General features: G+C 43.3%; 16 protein-coding genes. 8 read left to right on the top strand and 8 right to left on the bottom strand.

The features are described 5' to 3' along the window. The first annotated feature begins 58 nt into the window (after positions 1–58). On the top strand, positions 59–517 hold the full coding sequence (locus AB4371_RS16400) for an Lrp/AsnC family transcriptional regulator (protein ID WP_017062622.1): 459 nt from the start codon (positions 59–61) through the stop codon (positions 515–517). Positions 518–686: 169 nt separating this feature from the next. Here AB4371_RS16400 and AB4371_RS16395 read toward each other — a convergent pair whose 3' ends face one another. Continuing rightward, positions 687–929 (bottom strand): hypothetical protein, encoded by a 243-nt coding sequence (locus tag AB4371_RS16395; RefSeq protein ID WP_017062621.1) that lies wholly within the window; start codon positions 927–929, stop codon positions 687–689. A gap of 269 nt (positions 930–1198) precedes the next feature. Continuing rightward, positions 1199–1774, bottom strand: coding sequence for a hypothetical protein (locus tag AB4371_RS16390; RefSeq protein WP_372150343.1), 576 nt, complete (start codon positions 1772–1774; stop codon positions 1199–1201). A 96-nt stretch (positions 1775–1870) separates the two neighbouring features. Between AB4371_RS16390 and AB4371_RS16385 the strand changes: the two genes are divergently transcribed. From AB4371_RS16385 to phaC, 5 genes are all read left to right on the top strand, one after another. Further along, positions 1871–2554 (top strand): SH3 domain-containing protein, encoded by a 684-nt coding sequence (locus AB4371_RS16385; protein WP_372150342.1) that lies wholly within the window; start codon positions 1871–1873, stop codon positions 2552–2554. Between the two features lie 529 nt (positions 2555–3083). Beyond that, positions 3084–3824: an SDR family oxidoreductase gene (locus AB4371_RS16380; RefSeq protein ID WP_017062618.1), complete on the top strand. Its 741-nt coding sequence runs from the start codon at positions 3084–3086 to the stop codon at positions 3822–3824. Between the two features lie 26 nt (positions 3825–3850). Further along, positions 3851–5062, top strand: a complete 1212-nt coding sequence (locus AB4371_RS16375; protein ID WP_029236542.1) for an acetyl-CoA C-acetyltransferase — start codon at positions 3851–3853, stop codon at positions 5060–5062. A gap of 130 nt (positions 5063–5192) precedes the next feature. Further along, positions 5193–5540, top strand: a complete 348-nt coding sequence (locus AB4371_RS16370; RefSeq protein ID WP_017062616.1) for a phasin family protein — start codon at positions 5193–5195, stop codon at positions 5538–5540. Between the two features lie 75 nt (positions 5541–5615). After that, complete coding sequence (gene phaC / locus AB4371_RS16365; protein ID WP_017072236.1) at positions 5616–7442, top strand: class I poly(R)-hydroxyalkanoic acid synthase; 1827 nt, start codon at positions 5616–5618, stop codon at positions 7440–7442. Positions 7443–7569: 127 nt separating this feature from the next. On the opposite strand, the gene AB4371_RS16360 is transcribed toward phaC, so the two are convergent. The 6 genes from AB4371_RS16360 to napF form a co-directional block, all read right to left on the bottom strand. Further along, a complete protein-coding gene (locus tag AB4371_RS16360; RefSeq protein WP_010430103.1) occupies positions 7570–7707 on the bottom strand; it encodes a TIGR02808 family protein in 138 nt (45 codons plus the stop codon). Positions 7708–7718: 11 nt separating this feature from the next. Beyond that, positions 7719–8300 carry a NapC/NirT family cytochrome c gene (locus AB4371_RS16355; protein WP_009845456.1) on the bottom strand — a complete coding sequence of 194 codons (582 nt, stop codon included), beginning with the start codon at positions 8298–8300 and terminating at the stop codon, positions 7719–7721. A 29-nt stretch (positions 8301–8329) separates the two neighbouring features. Then, a complete protein-coding gene (locus AB4371_RS16350) occupies positions 8330–8791 on the bottom strand; it encodes a nitrate reductase cytochrome c-type subunit (RefSeq protein ID WP_372150341.1) in 462 nt (153 codons plus the stop codon). 124 nt (positions 8792–8915) lie between these two features. Beyond that, the gene (napA, locus tag AB4371_RS16345) at positions 8916–11405 is read right to left on the bottom strand and encodes a periplasmic nitrate reductase subunit alpha (protein WP_102393131.1); all 2490 of its coding nucleotides are present in this window, start codon (positions 11403–11405) and stop codon (positions 8916–8918) included. After that, entirely contained in the window at positions 11402–11707 is a 306-nt protein-coding gene (locus tag AB4371_RS16340; RefSeq protein WP_019824440.1) for a chaperone NapD, read from the bottom strand. Before AB4371_RS16340 ends, napA begins: the two co-directional genes overlap by 4 nt. A gap of 23 nt (positions 11708–11730) precedes the next feature. Further along, positions 11731–12210, bottom strand: coding sequence for a ferredoxin-type protein NapF (gene napF, locus AB4371_RS16335; RefSeq protein ID WP_017062611.1), 480 nt, complete (start codon positions 12208–12210; stop codon positions 11731–11733). A 253-nt stretch (positions 12211–12463) separates the two neighbouring features. On the opposite strand from napF, the gene narQ reads away from it, so the two are divergent. Next, positions 12464–14194 carry a nitrate/nitrite two-component system sensor histidine kinase NarQ gene (gene narQ / locus AB4371_RS16330; RefSeq protein ID WP_017062610.1) on the top strand — a complete coding sequence of 577 codons (1731 nt, stop codon included), beginning with the start codon at positions 12464–12466 and terminating at the stop codon, positions 14192–14194. Further along, a complete protein-coding gene (locus AB4371_RS16325; RefSeq protein ID WP_017062609.1) occupies positions 14181–14813 on the top strand; it encodes a response regulator in 633 nt (210 codons plus the stop codon). Before narQ ends, AB4371_RS16325 begins: the two co-directional genes overlap by 14 nt. The last annotated feature ends 26 nt before the right edge of the window (positions 14814–14839 follow it).

The following is a 14839-nucleotide window of genomic DNA, read 5'->3' as shown; positions in this document are numbered from 1 at the left end:
GATTTCTGCTAATATTCACCAAATAATTAACGGATTTAACTAATGTTTGGCATTTACTATGGATAGAATTGATAGGCATCTTCTCGAACTGCTACAAAAAGATGGCAGGTTAACCACGGCTGAACTTGCTGATGAAGTGGGTTTATCACCTTCGCCTTGTGCAAGACGAGTCAAAAGGCTAGAAGAAAAGGGCATTATTGACGGTTATCGTGTGAGCTTGTCACGAGAACAAGTCGGCATCGCAATGAGTGTGTTTGTTGAGGTGAGCCTAAACAACCACCAAGAAGTGTCGATAGATAAGTTTGAGGCGGCTGTTGTAGAGATGGAAGAGGTGATCAGTTGCCACGTTGTATCTGGGGCTTATGACTATTTGCTAGAAGTGGTTAGCCCGAACTTGATGGCCTACGAGGCATTTACAAGAAAACTTCAAAGGCTCTCTAACGTGAAAGATATTCATACCCACCTTGCGATAAGACAAGTAAAAGGCAATGCACCACTGCCAATTTATACCGATTAAGCCAAACTCTGAGCAGTAACACGAAGGCAGAATGAGCTGAAAACGAAATGGTTTACTCCTGAAGTAGAAGCGCGGTCAATATCAAAAATCATCCATTAAGTGTCAGGCTTCAGGCAATAAAAAACGGAGCACCTCGTGAAAGGTACTCCGTATATGATAGGTGCAAAACTTAGTGATACTTAAAGTTAGAGATTGAACAATCCCCAGTTTGTGCATTAATTCTGAATGAAAAAGCATGTGAATGATAATCCACGCCGTCATTCCAAATTGTCTCTCCAAATATCTTACATAGCTCTAGCTCACTTACCGAACCGAACTCTTCCATGTGTTTAGCTACAGATAAAAGTTTACCTCTTATCTCTGCAGTCCATTCCGTGTTACTCAAGCAGTTGAAAGCCATAGTCTTTTGCATATTACCTAGCCAAAATGTTTCTTGTTATTAAGTTATATGAAGATTCATGATAACAATTTTCTGGCGTTTGTAAATCTATTTTGTGATGAATATCTCACATACTCGCTTGCATTGGTCGGAAATTGAACTTCATTGTTGATAGATAGCACATTACTTTTACAACCTATTGATAAAGCTTTGATTAACGAGTTCTTAGAATATTATGAATGGGATTGAGCATATTTATCGGAAAAGTCCAGTCGAACGAGTGAGAGAATCTAATGGTGATTTCAGTTTGATGCATCGTTTGCTGGTTGGTTTATGTGGCGCGCTTCATCAATCATCGTCGCTTCTCTGCGGTATTTTGAAGACAGCCGACGGAATTTTTCACTGAGTGTATGGAGATCTCGGGAGAGTGATTGTGAGCTTTGTACGTGCACCTTTGCGCTTTCTGCCTGGCGCGGGAGTCTTGCTTTGGTGCAGTGTTTGGCGACGGCTTGCCATGAATACGCTAGAGAGTCAGCGCCTTCAAGTTCACTAGACACAACATACGCCTGTTGTAGCAAAACCTCGGAGACGTCATACGCGGTATTCATATGACTATTGAGCTGCACATTAAACCTTTCTTCATACTTTGCCCAAAGCTCAATGATCTGCTTTTCATTAAAGTGTTTAGATAACAATGTCTGTGACTCATAGGTTGAAAGAACTTGGTTGAACTCTTTGGTGTACTGATTATAGCGACCTTCAAAAGAGAGCTGACGATCCAACAGTGTTTGCCAGTTTTCACGGTCACAATGATTCGCTAGAGCGACATTGGCACTCAAAGTTACGCTTACAATGATAACTTTCCCCCAAAAACTCATGACTTTCCTCTACTTACCGTGCGCTCTATTGAGAGTATAGATGAGCAGCAGCATGAGTTGATGTACACTTGAGACATACCTATAACGGAAGAGCTGGTGGATTTGATGAAAAAAGCGCTGATCGCTTTACTTGTGTTGTTGATATTGGGCGGAGGGGGAGGAGCGGCATACTACTTCTTGGTCATGAATAAAGACCCAATCCCACAAGAGAAAACGGAAGAGCCGGCGTTAGAAGCTACCGAGCAATCTGAATCTGAGCTTGTACCCATCATGGATCTTCAGCCTGAACCCGAGCAGACGGAATTTTACGTTTTGGAGAGAAAGCTTGAAGTGGTCGAGCAACCTGAAATTGATGGCTTGATAACAGATTACCTCTATAAAGGGGAAAAGGTGGTGGTACTCGAGAAACAAGGCGAATGGGCACGTATCTCAGACTATATAGTCCTTAAAGAAGGCGGCCCACAGACGGCGGAATGGGTCTCTATGTCAGGCTTATCGAATGATGAAGTCATTATTTCGGAAAAAGAAAGCAAAGAGATATTGGATTCCTATTTGGTTAAGTCTGATGACCTCAAGATCCATCAAGAAAAATTCCGTAATTCGGTGGCTAAACTGATCTCTGAGGGGGAGTGTGCCCCAAGTGATTTTGAAGAATTAGGCGGATGGGTGAAATCTGTTAAGTACAGCAATCGAGATGTCTATTTTATTTATTGTGGTGGGTTGTCCCTTGAAAACAAAATTTATCTTGATGTAAATACAAATAAAATATTTACGAAGTAAGATCCCAAGCTCAATTTATTAATGCTATTTACTTAAGCCCACTCATAGATTGAGTGGGCTTTTTTGTCTATTCATAATGCTCATCGTCCCCATTTAGAACGTTAATTATATTGAAGCTCATATAGAATCATTAGTAACCATTTATTAATTTCTAATAATAGTTTTGTTATTATTCTCGTGATCAATCATTTCAAATTCCCACATTGCATTATTCTTGAAACAAGCTGAGAGATATAGATTTATCTCGTATTAACAAAGGCTTATCTGCGTGTTGATAAAAGTAAAATTAAATAAACCTTATTAATATCAGAGCTTTGCGTTAATTTACATGTTCGCAACATTTCATTAATTTTGGGATGCAAGTCTAGTTTTTAATCATAATAAGAAAATATTTTATATTTGTAATAATACTTTTTGATTTTGAGTTGTAGGGTTTAATTAAAGCAAAACGTAAAGTTTAATTATCAGCTAAGACATTATCTTATTAACATCATTGTTATTTAATTGCTTGTAAGGGATGGAACCATTAATGAAAAAGCTTGCTTTAATTACAGGGTCAAAAGGCGGTATCGGCTCAGCAATTTCCTCTAAATTAGTTGCAGACGGCTATCGTGTTATCGCGACTTATTTTACTGGAAATTACCAATGTGCCTTGGATTGGTTTAACGAAAAACAATTCACCGAAGATCAAGTGAGATTGTTTGAATTAGATGTTACCAATACTGCGGAATGTGCGCTGAGCTTAAGCAAGTTGTTAGAAGAAGAAGGCACGGTGGATGTACTAGTCAATAACGCAGGTATTACACGTGATAGCGTCTTTAAAAAGATGGATGCCGAAGCGTGGAAAGACGTGATTGAAACAAACCTAAACAGTCTGTTCAACGTGACTCAACCTTTGTTCGCTCCTATGTGTGAGAAAGGTAACTGCCGTGTCATCAACATCTCTTCCGTCAATGGTCTTAAAGGTCAATTTGGACAGACTAACTACTCAGCAGCGAAAGCTGGAATGATTGGTTTTTCTAAAGCTTTGGCTGCAGAAGGCGCTCGTAGCGGCGTAACCGTGAACGTGATTGCCCCTGGCTACACAGCAACTCCTATGGTTGAGCAAATGAAGCCTGAAGTACTGGATTCAATCAAGAACCAAATTCCGATGAAACGCTTAGCAACACCTGTTGAAATTGCAGACGCAGTGGGCTTTTTAGCGAGTGAATCTGGCGCGTACATTACAGGCGAAACATTGTCTGTGAATGGCGGCTTGTACATGCAGTAATTGGCGAAACTGAAGGGGTTGGAATGATGGAAAAAGTATTTATTGTTGCGGCTAAGCGCACTCCTATTGGTGCATTTACCGGGTCGCTAAAAAACGTATCTGCGGGTGAACTGGCTGGCGTTGCGATCAAAGGTGCACTTGAGTCTGTCGATCTTTCGTTAGATGCGATTGATGAAGTAATCGTCGGCAACGTGATTTCGGCAGGTCAAGGCATGGGGGTTGCTCGTCAGGCTTCCATCTATGCAGGGCTTCCTGAGGAAACACCAGCATACGGCGTGAACATGATTTGCGGCAGCGGAATGAAATCAGTGATGGACGCAGCGGCGCACATCAAAGCACAAGATGCTGAAGTGGTTATTGCTGCTGGCGTTGAAGTGATGTCACAAATTCCTTTTGTGGTACCAGCGAGCGTTCGTAATGGTCACAAAATGGGTGACATCTCAATGAAAGACTTACTGGTTGGTGATGGCTTAACCGATGCGTTTAATCACTACCACATGGGCATGACCGCTGAAAATATCGCGAACACGTTGAATATTTCGCGCCTAGCTCAAGATAACTATGCCTTAGAAAGCCAACAAAAAGCCGTTGCTGCGATTGAGGCGGGTAAGTTTAACGAGCAAATCGTGCCTGTAGAAGTTAAGCAGCGCAGACAAACCGTCACTTTTGATACCGATGAGTATCCGAAGTCAGACGCGACATTCGAAGGTCTGCAAAAGCTTCGTCCAGCTTTTGACCGTGAAGGGTCTGTTACGGCAGGTAACGCTTCGGGCATCAATGATGGCGCGAGTGCAATCATCTTAGCCTCAGAGAGTGCAGTAGCGAAATACGGACTGACACCACTGGTAGAGCTAACGAGCTACGCACAGTCTGGATTAGATCCAAAGATTATGGGTTTAGGCCCAGTAGAAGCCGTTTCTAAAACGCTTGATAAGGCGAATCTCACTCTAGAAGAAGTAGATTTGTTTGAATTGAATGAAGCGTTTGCAGCACAAGCTCTTGGCGTAATGTACCAATTGTCAGAGCAGCATGACTTACCGCTTGATGAGTTCAAGCCAAAGGTCAATGTGAATGGTGGTGCAATCGCGCTTGGCCATCCTTTAGGTGCTTCAGGCAATCGAATTATTGTTTCACTCATCCATGAAATGCTTGAACAGAAAACGACTTATGGCGTTGCTTCACTCTGTGTGGGTGGGGGAATGGGAACCGCTGTTTTGCTAAAAGGTATTGAAGGTTAGAGCCTGATATATCGGTAGCAAGCTTAAATATCGGATCAGCTTTTCAAAGCATCGCGAGTTAATCGATGAGCGTTGGCTGAAACGATAGTGACACAAATTTATTAAACTATGTATTCATCAGGAGTTACTTATGTACACGGATATTTTCAAAACAATTACTGACCAAACTGAAAAGCAATTTGAACCGTACTTAAAGTTCAACAAGTTGGTTGCAAAGAACGTCCAAACGATGACAGAACTGCAAATGAATGCAATGCAGACTTACACGAACATGGGTCTTGCGCAAATGAAAGCAGTGACTGAAATCAAAGACGTGACTAGCCTAACGGCGTTCAACAGCCAGCAACTAGCAGCGCTAACTCAATTGTCTCAACAGATGATGAGTGATAGCTCAAAAATGCAAGCTGCTGCAAAAGAGTTCAAAGAAGATGTTGAAACACTAACAACTGAAAACTTGAAAACAGTTACACCTGCATAAATAAAATCGCCATCGAGTCAGCACAGTGTTTACTGTGAGGCTAGGTGGCGATTTTCCGATTATTGGAGTCATGTTATGTTTCAACACTTCTTTTCGGACTACCTTGTTAAACTTCAACAAACAAACCAGCAATGGTGGGAAAACTTTGAACAAAACAAGGAAGCCGCGCAATCTCCCCTAAATCAAGCGATGCAAGAGTTGAATTTTGATGATGCGTCAAAAATCTTCGAGCAAGCCGCTAACCAACCCGCCGTTCTCCTTCAGTTACAATCCCAGTGGTGGGAACAGCAACTTAAGATTTGGCAAAATGCCGCACTGATGGGTAATACCGAAAGCGTCATTACTGAAGAGCGCAGTGATAAACGCTTTATTGATGAAGCGTGGAAAAATGACCCGTTTTACAGCTTTATCAAGCAGTCTTATTTGTTATTCAGCAAAAGCTATATAGACACCATTAATTCAATCGAAGGCATAGACGAGAAAACCAAGGAACGTGTGGCGTTCTTTTCACGTCAGGCTATCAATGCTCTTTCTCCTAGTAACTTCATTGCGACTAACCCAGAGTTGATGAAGCTAACGCTTGAGCGCAATGGTGAGAACTTGCTAGATGGGCTAGAGCAGCTACAAGCTGACGTTGAAGCGAGCGCGGATATCCTCAAGATCCGTATGACCAACAATAATGCCTTCCGATTAGGTGTTGATGTTGCGAACACGGAAGGTGATGTCGTTTTTCAAAATGATCTGTTCGAGCTTATTCAATACTACCCAAAAACACCTCAGGTGAACGCCACGCCTTTGTTGATCGTTCCTCCATTCATCAATAAGTACTACATTCTCGACCTTCGTGAAAAGAACTCAATGGTTCGTTGGTTGCTTGAGCAAGGGCACAGCGTCTTCATGATGTCTTGGCGCAACCCAGGTGAAGCGCAAAAAGACTTAGAGTTCGGTGACTATGTCACGGAAGGCGTAGCGAAAGCCGTGACGGCAATTGAAGATATCACGGGTAAAGAGCAAATCAATGCTGCAGGTTACTGCATTGGTGGTACTGTTCTCGCTTCAACGGTCGCTTACTATGCTGCTAAAAGAATGAAGAAACGCATTAAAACTGCGACCTTTTTTACGACTCTATTAGACTTCTCTCAGCCGGGAGAGGTTGGCGCATATATCAATGAAACGATCATTAACGCCATTGAGAAACAGAACGATGCTAAAGGATTCATGGATGGTCGTTCATTAAGCGTGACATTCAGTTTGCTTCGTGAAAACAGCCTGTACTGGAACTACTACATTGATAACTACCTAAAAGGCAGTAGCCCAATGGAGTTTGATCTGTTGTACTGGAACAGTGACAGCACTAACGTTGCAGCTAAATGCCATAATTTCTTGCTGCGTGAGCTTTACCTTGAGAATAAACTTGTTCAAGACAAAGGCGTGAAAGTAGGCGGTGTCTGGATTGATCTCAATAAGATAAAAATACCAAGCTACTTCATTTCAGCGAAAGAAGATCATATCGCGCTTTGGCAGGGGACTTACCGTGGTGCCTTGAATACCGGTGGCAACAAGACGTTCGTGCTTGGTGAATCTGGTCATATCGCGGGTATTGTTAACCATCCAGATAAGAAGAAGTACGGGTTCTGGCTGAATGACAACCTAGACGACTCGGCGGATGAGTGGCTAACTAATGCGACTCATAATGAGGGGTCTTGGTGGACACACTGGAATCAGTGGCTACAAGGTTTTGAAACTGACGAAAAAATCGAACCTTTCAATCAAGGCTCAGAGCTTAATCCTGTGATTGGCAAAGCGCCAGGCAACTATGTAAAACAGGTGCTGCCGATTGTCGATCAAGAGCAGGTTGATAAAGAGACCGCAGAGAAAGAAGCGCCAGAAAACGAAGCTTAGGGCGTTAAGTCACATTCAATTATAAAGATACACAACGTCAGATAATAAAAAAGCCACTGAAATCAGTGGCTTTTTCGTATCAACTCATATCAGAATTATCTGGTAGAAGTTGATGGAATCTCGATTGTTAATCGATTTCTTTGTCTTTACCCATAGATAAAATCCAAAGAGATACGGCTGCAACACCTGCAAAGCCACCAAGAATGATAACTGGCATAGCGCTGTAACCTAGGATGTGCCAAATTACGCTTTCTAAAGTACTCATTCAATCGCTCCTTATTGCCAGCCTTCAACGCCGTGCATGTCTGGTAGTTTGTGTGCAATACCTTTGTGACAGTCTACACACGTTTTTTCACCAGAAGCTAGCGCAGTCGAGTGTTGTTTCGCACTACGGGGGCTCTGCTCTGAGAAGTCCATGTAATCGAACTGGTGACAGTTACGACACTCAAGCGAATCGTTCTTCTTCAATCGAGCCCATTCGCGTTCCGCTAGGTGAGCACGACGTGCTTTGAACTTTTCTTCAGTATTGATGGTTTTCGCAATAAAGTGTGCGTATAGCTCTTTAGATGCTTGAACCTTACGAACAATTTTATCTGTCCATTCATGAGGAACGTGACAGTCTGAACAGATAGCACGAACACCAGAACGGTTAGAGTAGTGAATTGTCTCTTGGATTTCAGCAACGATAGGTGCGTGACAGCCAGAACAGAATTCTTCCGTGTTGGTTGCCTCCATACCCGTGTTGAATGCACCCCAGAACAAAAGACCACCCGAGAAACCCAAGAACAAAACAACGCCTACGGCTGCTTTGCTTGGTGTCGCAAGTCTTTTCCAAAACGCTTTAAGTAATTTTATCATATATAGCCTCTCTTACAGTCCGGCTACGATTAACGCAGTGAATCTACAGGTTTGAACTCGTTGTCAACTAGTGGCTTAGCATTAGCTTGAGGTACGTGACACTGTAGACAGAAGTAACGACGAGGTGATACGTCTGCAAGTACCGCATCTTCACGGTTCATGTAGTGAGTTACACTCACTTTAGTAGCACCCATTTCTTTTGCGTTTTTCCAGCTGTGGCAAGAAAGACACTTGTTAGCGTTAAGAGAAACTTCATAGCTACGAATAGTATGAGGCACTAGAGGTGGTTGGTATACGTAGTCACTCTCAAGTACTTGGTCACGAGGGAACTTTTTGAAGTCATCTGCTGCGCGAGTTGCTTCAAGTTCACTTGCACCACGTAGAGATTCTACGCCACCAATGCCGCCTGGGTTATCCAGTTCAGCTTCAGCTTGAACTGCACCAGCTAGCAAAAGACCAGCTGATAGTAGGGCAGTAATCAGTTTTTTCATGGTTAATTTCTCCGCCTAAAGGCTAATTCTTTGAGTGGACTACTTCTTTCAAAAAGTAACGAAAAAGCAGTCGCAATATTAAAAACGTCAGATCTACGAGCTAAGTGGTAAGAACATATTGTCCTTAAGCGACCTTAGTGATCTTAACTGGACACTTCTTGTAATCCGTCTGTTTAGACAGAGGATCCGTTGCATCCAAGATCAACTTGTTGATCAGAATTCTTGCATCAAAGAATGGTACGAATACCAAGCCTTGTGGTGGACGGTTACGACCACGAGTTTCAACACGAACGCGTACTTCACCACGTTTGTTTTCGATAAGAACTTCATCACCACGGCGAAGACCACGAGCTTTAGCATCAGCAGGGTGGATGTAACAAAGTGCATCCGGTACTGCTTTGTAAAGTTCTGGTACACGACGAGTCATAGTACCTGTGTGCCAGTGCTCAAGAACACGACCTGTACATAGCCACATATCGTATTCATCGTTTGGTACTTCAGGTGGCGCTTCGTATGGTGCATTGATGATCAGTGCTTTACCATCTGGTTTGCCGTAGAAGTCCCAATCAGAACCTTTCTTAGCATATGGATCTGAACCTTCTTTAAAGCGCCATAGTGTCTCTTTACCGTCAACAACAGGCCAACGTAGACCACGAACTTGGTGGTAGCGATCGTATGGTGCTAAATCGTGACCGTGGCCGCGACCAAAGGCTGCGTATTCTTCGAATAGACCTTTTTGAACGTAGAAACCTTGAGCTTGTGCATCGTCGTTAAGCTCTTGAGCTTCAGACAGTGGGAATGCATCAACGTTGCCGTTTTTGTAAAGCACGTCGTACATGGTTTTGCCACGGTACTCAGGCATTTTCGCAACCAGTTCTTCACCCCAAACTTCTTCAATAGTGAAGCGCTTAGAGAATTCCATGATTTGCCATAGGTCAGACTTAGCTTCACCTACAGTTTTCACTTGTTGGTACCATGCTTGTGTACGACGCTCTGCGTTACCGTAAGCGCCTTCTTTCTCAATCCACATTGCTGTTGGAAGGATGAGGTCAGCCGCTTGAGCTGTTGCCGTTGGGTACGGGTCAGAACATACAATGAAGTTATCTGGGTTACGGTAACCTGGCAGACGTTCAGTGTTGATGTTTGGACCCGCTTGCATGTTGTTGTTACACATTACCCAGTAAGCGTTGATTTTACCGTCTTTCAACATACGGTCTTGAAGAACAGCGTGAGCGCCGGGTACCGGTGGAATGGTGCCTTCTGGAAGTTTCCAGATATCTTCTGCAATTTTACGGTGTTTAGGGTTAGCAACCACCATATCGGCAGGTAAACGGTGAGCGAATGTACCAACTTCACGCGCTGTACCACACGCTGACGGTTGGCCAGTTAGTGAGAATGGGCTGTTACCTGGAGTAGAAATCTTACCTGTAAGAAGGTGGATGTTGTATACAAGGCTGTTCATCCATACGCCACGAGTATGTTGGTTCATACCCATAGTCCAAAGTGACATTACTTTGATGTTTGGATCGGCATATTGCTTAGCCAGCTTGATAAGGTCTTCTTGAGATACACCTGACATTTCAGACGCTTTCTCAACTGTGTATTCAGCAACAGACGCTTTGTAGTCTTCGAAAGAGATAGCAGTCATTTCGCCTGAGTTAGGGTTTGCGGCTGCTTTCTGTAGTGGATCATCGTCACGCAGACCGTAACCGATGTCTGTCGTTGCTTGCTTGAAGTTCGTGTGCTTGTTCACGAAGTCCCAGTTAACGGCATCGTTTTGAATGATGTAGTTAGCAATGAAGTTAGCAATTGCTAGATCTGATTGAGGTTCGAAGATGTAACCCGTGTCTGCAAGCTCGAAAGAACGGTGGTAGTAAGTAGACAGTACGTTTACTTTAACGTGTGGGTGGCTTAGACGACGGTCTGTAATACGAGTCCATAGTACTGGGTGCATTTCTGCCATGTTTGAACCCCACAGTACGAATGCGTCTGCGTGTTCAAAGTCATCGTAACAACCCATTGGCTCATCAATACCGAAAGTGCGCATGAAGCCTACTACAGCAGAAGCCATACAGTGACGAGCGTTTGGATCTATGTTGTTTGAACGGAAACCCGCTTTCATCATCTTAACGGCTGCGTAGCCTTCCATTACTGTCCATTGGCCTGAACCGAACATACCAACACCTGTTGGACCGTTCTTCTTCAGTGAAGCTTTCCATTTCTCAGCCATCACGTCGAACGCTTTGTCCCAAGATACGGGTGCGAAATCACCATCTTTATGGAACTCACCGTCTTTCATGCGAAGTAGAGGAGTCTCAAGACGGTCTTTACCGTACATGATTTTTGAAAGGAAGTAGCCTTTAATACAGTTAAGGCCTTTGTTTACAGGAGCTTCTGGATCGCCTTGAGTCGCAACCACTTTACCGTTTTGAGTACCTACTAGTACTGAACAGCCCGTACCACAAAAACGACAAGGCGCTTTATCCCACGTGATTTTTGTTTGATCAGAGCTAGCAATCAGGTTGGTTGCTGTTGCCGGTAGAGTTACACCTGCAACGGCTGCCGCTGATGCAGCTGCGTTTGCTTTCACAAACGCACGTCTTGTCATTTTCATACTTCACCCTCAAGTTGAGAATTGTTGCTTCCAGTTTCTAAATCCGTTTCGTCCAGTCCAGTCTCGATTTGGTGATAAACCAAAGCTGTCCCTAAAACGTTCGTAATATTATTAATTTCTTCGATGGTGTCCGTTACAAAACCTTGGTTCTCGGTTTCTAGGACCACGATGATTTTGCCTTCAGGGCTGCTGCCGTAAATCTCTGCATTATCGAATTGCTCGATTTGTGCTTTGATCTCGTCTAGATGCTCTGGGCTCACATGCACGACTAAACTTGATATATGCACTTCATTTAGTGCCATAAATTGCTCTCGTTATTTTTGTTTTATGCATTACTCACAAGAATAGCCGAAGTAGGGCAAATTGCTACGCAGGCCCCACAACCGCTACACTCATCTAACTCGATTTTTGGTAGAGCAACACTGCCTGCTCTAAGTTCAAATTGAATGGCCATAGGTTCACACATGTCACCACAGCTTCGGCATTCAACATTTTGTTGCGCTAAACACTTATCAGAGATTTGTGCTTTTGCTTGCCAAGGCTCTCCTTGCTTTGGCTTAAAAATGGGTTCGGGACAAACATCTGCACATTGATAGCAGAACGTACACTCATCAATAGAGAAATCTACAGTGGGAAAACCACCATCGCCTACAATGATTATCTTAGTCTCACAACTCTCGATGCATTTACCGCAGCGAGTACAGTCATCTGTAAAGCTTTCTAGGCTGTCAATCCAAGGCAAACGAATCTGGCTTGAGTCAACTTTTCGTCTTGAAAAAAGACGGCGTTTTGATAGATCTACCACTAGATACCTATAGATGTTACTAAGATGTTGTAATTGTAGGTCATTATTCTATTAATATCTTGTAATGAGTCCTCACAAGTAGTGTAGTTTTAGAAACAATTGTATAAATACCCCCTAAGGGCTAATTGGGGGCATATATTGTCTTAGATCAATAAATTACGGAGCGAGTGATCACATATTGAATGGAGCTATGATTTTTGATGTGTGACAATACGATATCGCTGGCAAGTCATTTATCAATAGGAAGGCACTTTTGCTTATAAAACCGGTTTCATCTGTAACAAGTACGATAGCAAAATCTTTGCTCTCTATACTGCTGTTGTCGGTTGCTACGACTGGCTTTGCCATCTTTACTTTGGCTTCAAGTTTGAATGATGCGGAAGCGGTTAACGTGGCCGGTTCAATGCGAATGCAAAGCTACCGTTTAGCCCATGATATTCAAATAGAATCTGTCGATTATGAATCTCATATTCGTGAATTCGAAAGTTCTCTTTACTCGCCATCCATGACCAATTTGGTCAGTTGGAATGTTCCGACAGACATCACAGAAGATTACTATTTAATTATCGGCCGTTGGCATGAGCTAAAACAGGTCTTGAATAGCGAAGAGCGCGATCACTATCTCGTGTTGGTTGAAAACTTCGTGGCTGAAATCGATGGCTTCGTTTATAAGCTGCAAGAGTTCTCTGAAGACAAGTTAATAAAGTTAGCGTGGGCTGGTGGTATCGGCCTTGGTGGGATTCTGGTCATATCTCTTTTTGTTGTTCACTTTGTACGTAAACAGGTTGTTAAACCGCTACATGCTCTTGTCGGTGCGAGCCAAAGAATCAAAAACAGCGACTTCGAGGTAGAACTCAAGGTGACCAGTAACAACGAAATGGGCATTTTGACCAAAACCTTCAACTCGATGGCCAAAGATTTAGGCGTGCTTTATCGAAACCTTGAAGATGTGGTGGATGCAAAGACGATTGAGCTGCAAAATGCGAACCAGTCGCTGCAGGCACTTTATAACTCGTCACAAGAGCTCACGGTGACGCGTATTGCTCCTGAAAACTTCCGAGCTATCTTGCAGCATCTCGTGAGCTTGGAAGGGATTGGATCACTGAGGCTCGAGATTGTCGATAACTCAGGCCGTTCATTGATTATGGATGAAGGTTACGATTCGAATTTAGACTACGAAAAGTTTGAGATGAAACTCGACGATAACGAACTTATTCTCGGCTATTTATACTGTTCATATCACCACGGGCACTCAACTAAAGCTCTGATCGAAAGCTTCATTCAACTGCTATCGAGAGCGATCTACTACAATCGTGCTCAAAAGAAAGCTGAACAGCTTATTATCATGGAAGAGCGTGCCACGATTGCACGTGAACTCCACGATTCATTGGCTCAATCACTGTCGTACTTGAAAATTCAAGTTACACTATTAAAGCGTGTGATTGGCAAACTGCCAGAGCAACAGCACCGAGAGCAATCTGAACAAATCGCGTCTGAGATCGGAAACGGCTTAGCCGACGCTTATACCCAGTTAAGAGAGCTACTCACCACATTTAGGTTGACCATTAAAGAGGGCAACTTTGGAGACGCCTTAAGTACCATGCTTGAGGCGCTCAGCGAGAGAACCGATGCGAAGATTAACCTCACTAATAATCTCTCATCGATCGAGCTTGATGCGCATAGTCAGGTTCACTTGCTTCAATTGATTCGTGAAGCAACAATAAATGCAATAAAACACGCCAATGCCGACTTGATAGATGTATGCTGTATCGATGAGGACGGTGAAGTATTAGTCGTGATAAAAGATAATGGAGATGGCTTTGACTCAAGTAGTTCCAAGGTGAACCACTACGGGATGAGCATTATGCAGGAGCGTGCGGCAAGACTGAATGGCGACTTGACGATTGAAGCGGCGCAAGGTGAAGGCTGTACAGTCATATTGAAATATAAAAGTTTGAAGGAAGTTAAAGTTGACGATTTGTAAAGTAATGCTGGTTGATGATCATCCATTGATGCGCAGAGGTATAAGCCAATTACTGAGCTTTGAAGACGAATTCGAAGTGATTGCAGAAGCAAGTAACGGCACTGAAGCGGTTGCTCTTGCTCATGAAGAAGAACCTGATTTGATCCTTTTGGATCTCAATATGAAGGGCATGTCTGGTTTAGATACCTTGAAAGCACTTCGCACTGACGGTTCTAGCGCAAACATTGTTATTCTAACGGTTTCTGATAGCCCTGCAGACATTGAAGCGATTGTAAAAGCAGGCGCTGATGGCTACTTGTTGAAAGACACTGAACCCGATGAGTTAATTGAACTGCTTAAGCAAGCACACAGCGGTGACAAGGCTTACAGCAGTGTGGTTGCTCGTTACCTAAATGATGCTGGAAGCCGCAATGATATCTTCGAACAACTGACTGAACGTGAAATGCAGATCCTTCAAGAAGTCGCGAAAGGTTACCGTAATAAGCAGATCGCCGATCACCTGTTTATTTCTGAATCGACAGTTAAGGTACATATGAAAAGCTTGTTGAAAAAGCTGCAAGTGCCTTCCCGTACCGCTGCAACGGTTCTGTATCTAGAACGCTATGGTGAAATGAAGTAGGGCTTGTTCCTTTGAGATAACACTAT

This window comes from Vibrio sp. 10N.261.51.A3 (assembly GCF_041471965.1).
Classification (GTDB): Bacteria; Pseudomonadota; Gammaproteobacteria; order Enterobacterales; family Vibrionaceae; genus Vibrio; species Vibrio crassostreae_C.
Note: the sequence above shows the minus strand (reverse complement) of the source record. Positions and strands in the feature narration are given on the sequence as shown.

What these genes read in the sequence shown, in the direction of transcription:
- phaC (WP_017072236.1), top strand. Translation starts at nt 5,616, where the DNA reads ATGTTTCAACACTTCTTTTCGGACTACCTTGTTAAACTTCAACAAACA.
- AB4371_RS16400 (WP_017062622.1), top strand. Translation starts at nt 59, where the DNA reads ATGGATAGAATTGATAGGCATCTTCTCGAACTGCTACAAAAAGATGGC.
- AB4371_RS16360 (WP_010430103.1), bottom strand. Translation starts at nt 7,707, where the DNA reads ATGAGTACTTTAGAAAGCGTAATTTGGCACATCCTAGGTTACAGCGCT.
- AB4371_RS16350 (WP_372150341.1), bottom strand. Translation starts at nt 8,791, where the DNA reads ATGAAAAAACTGATTACTGCCCTACTATCAGCTGGTCTTTTGCTAGCT.
- AB4371_RS16375 (WP_029236542.1), top strand. Translation starts at nt 3,851, where the DNA reads ATGGAAAAAGTATTTATTGTTGCGGCTAAGCGCACTCCTATTGGTGCA.
- AB4371_RS16380 (WP_017062618.1), top strand. Translation starts at nt 3,084, where the DNA reads ATGAAAAAGCTTGCTTTAATTACAGGGTCAAAAGGCGGTATCGGCTCA.
- AB4371_RS16395 (WP_017062621.1), bottom strand. Translation starts at nt 929, where the DNA reads ATGCAAAAGACTATGGCTTTCAACTGCTTGAGTAACACGGAATGGACT.
- AB4371_RS16340 (WP_019824440.1), bottom strand. Translation starts at nt 11,707, where the DNA reads ATGGCACTAAATGAAGTGCATATATCAAGTTTAGTCGTGCATGTGAGC.
- AB4371_RS16390 (WP_372150343.1), bottom strand. Translation starts at nt 1,774, where the DNA reads ATGAGTTTTTGGGGGAAAGTTATCATTGTAAGCGTAACTTTGAGTGCC.
- AB4371_RS16370 (WP_017062616.1), top strand. Translation starts at nt 5,193, where the DNA reads ATGTACACGGATATTTTCAAAACAATTACTGACCAAACTGAAAAGCAA.
- napA (WP_102393131.1), bottom strand. Translation starts at nt 11,405, where the DNA reads ATGAAAATGACAAGACGTGCGTTTGTGAAAGCAAACGCAGCTGCATCA.
- AB4371_RS16355 (WP_009845456.1), bottom strand. Translation starts at nt 8,300, where the DNA reads ATGATAAAATTACTTAAAGCGTTTTGGAAAAGACTTGCGACACCAAGC.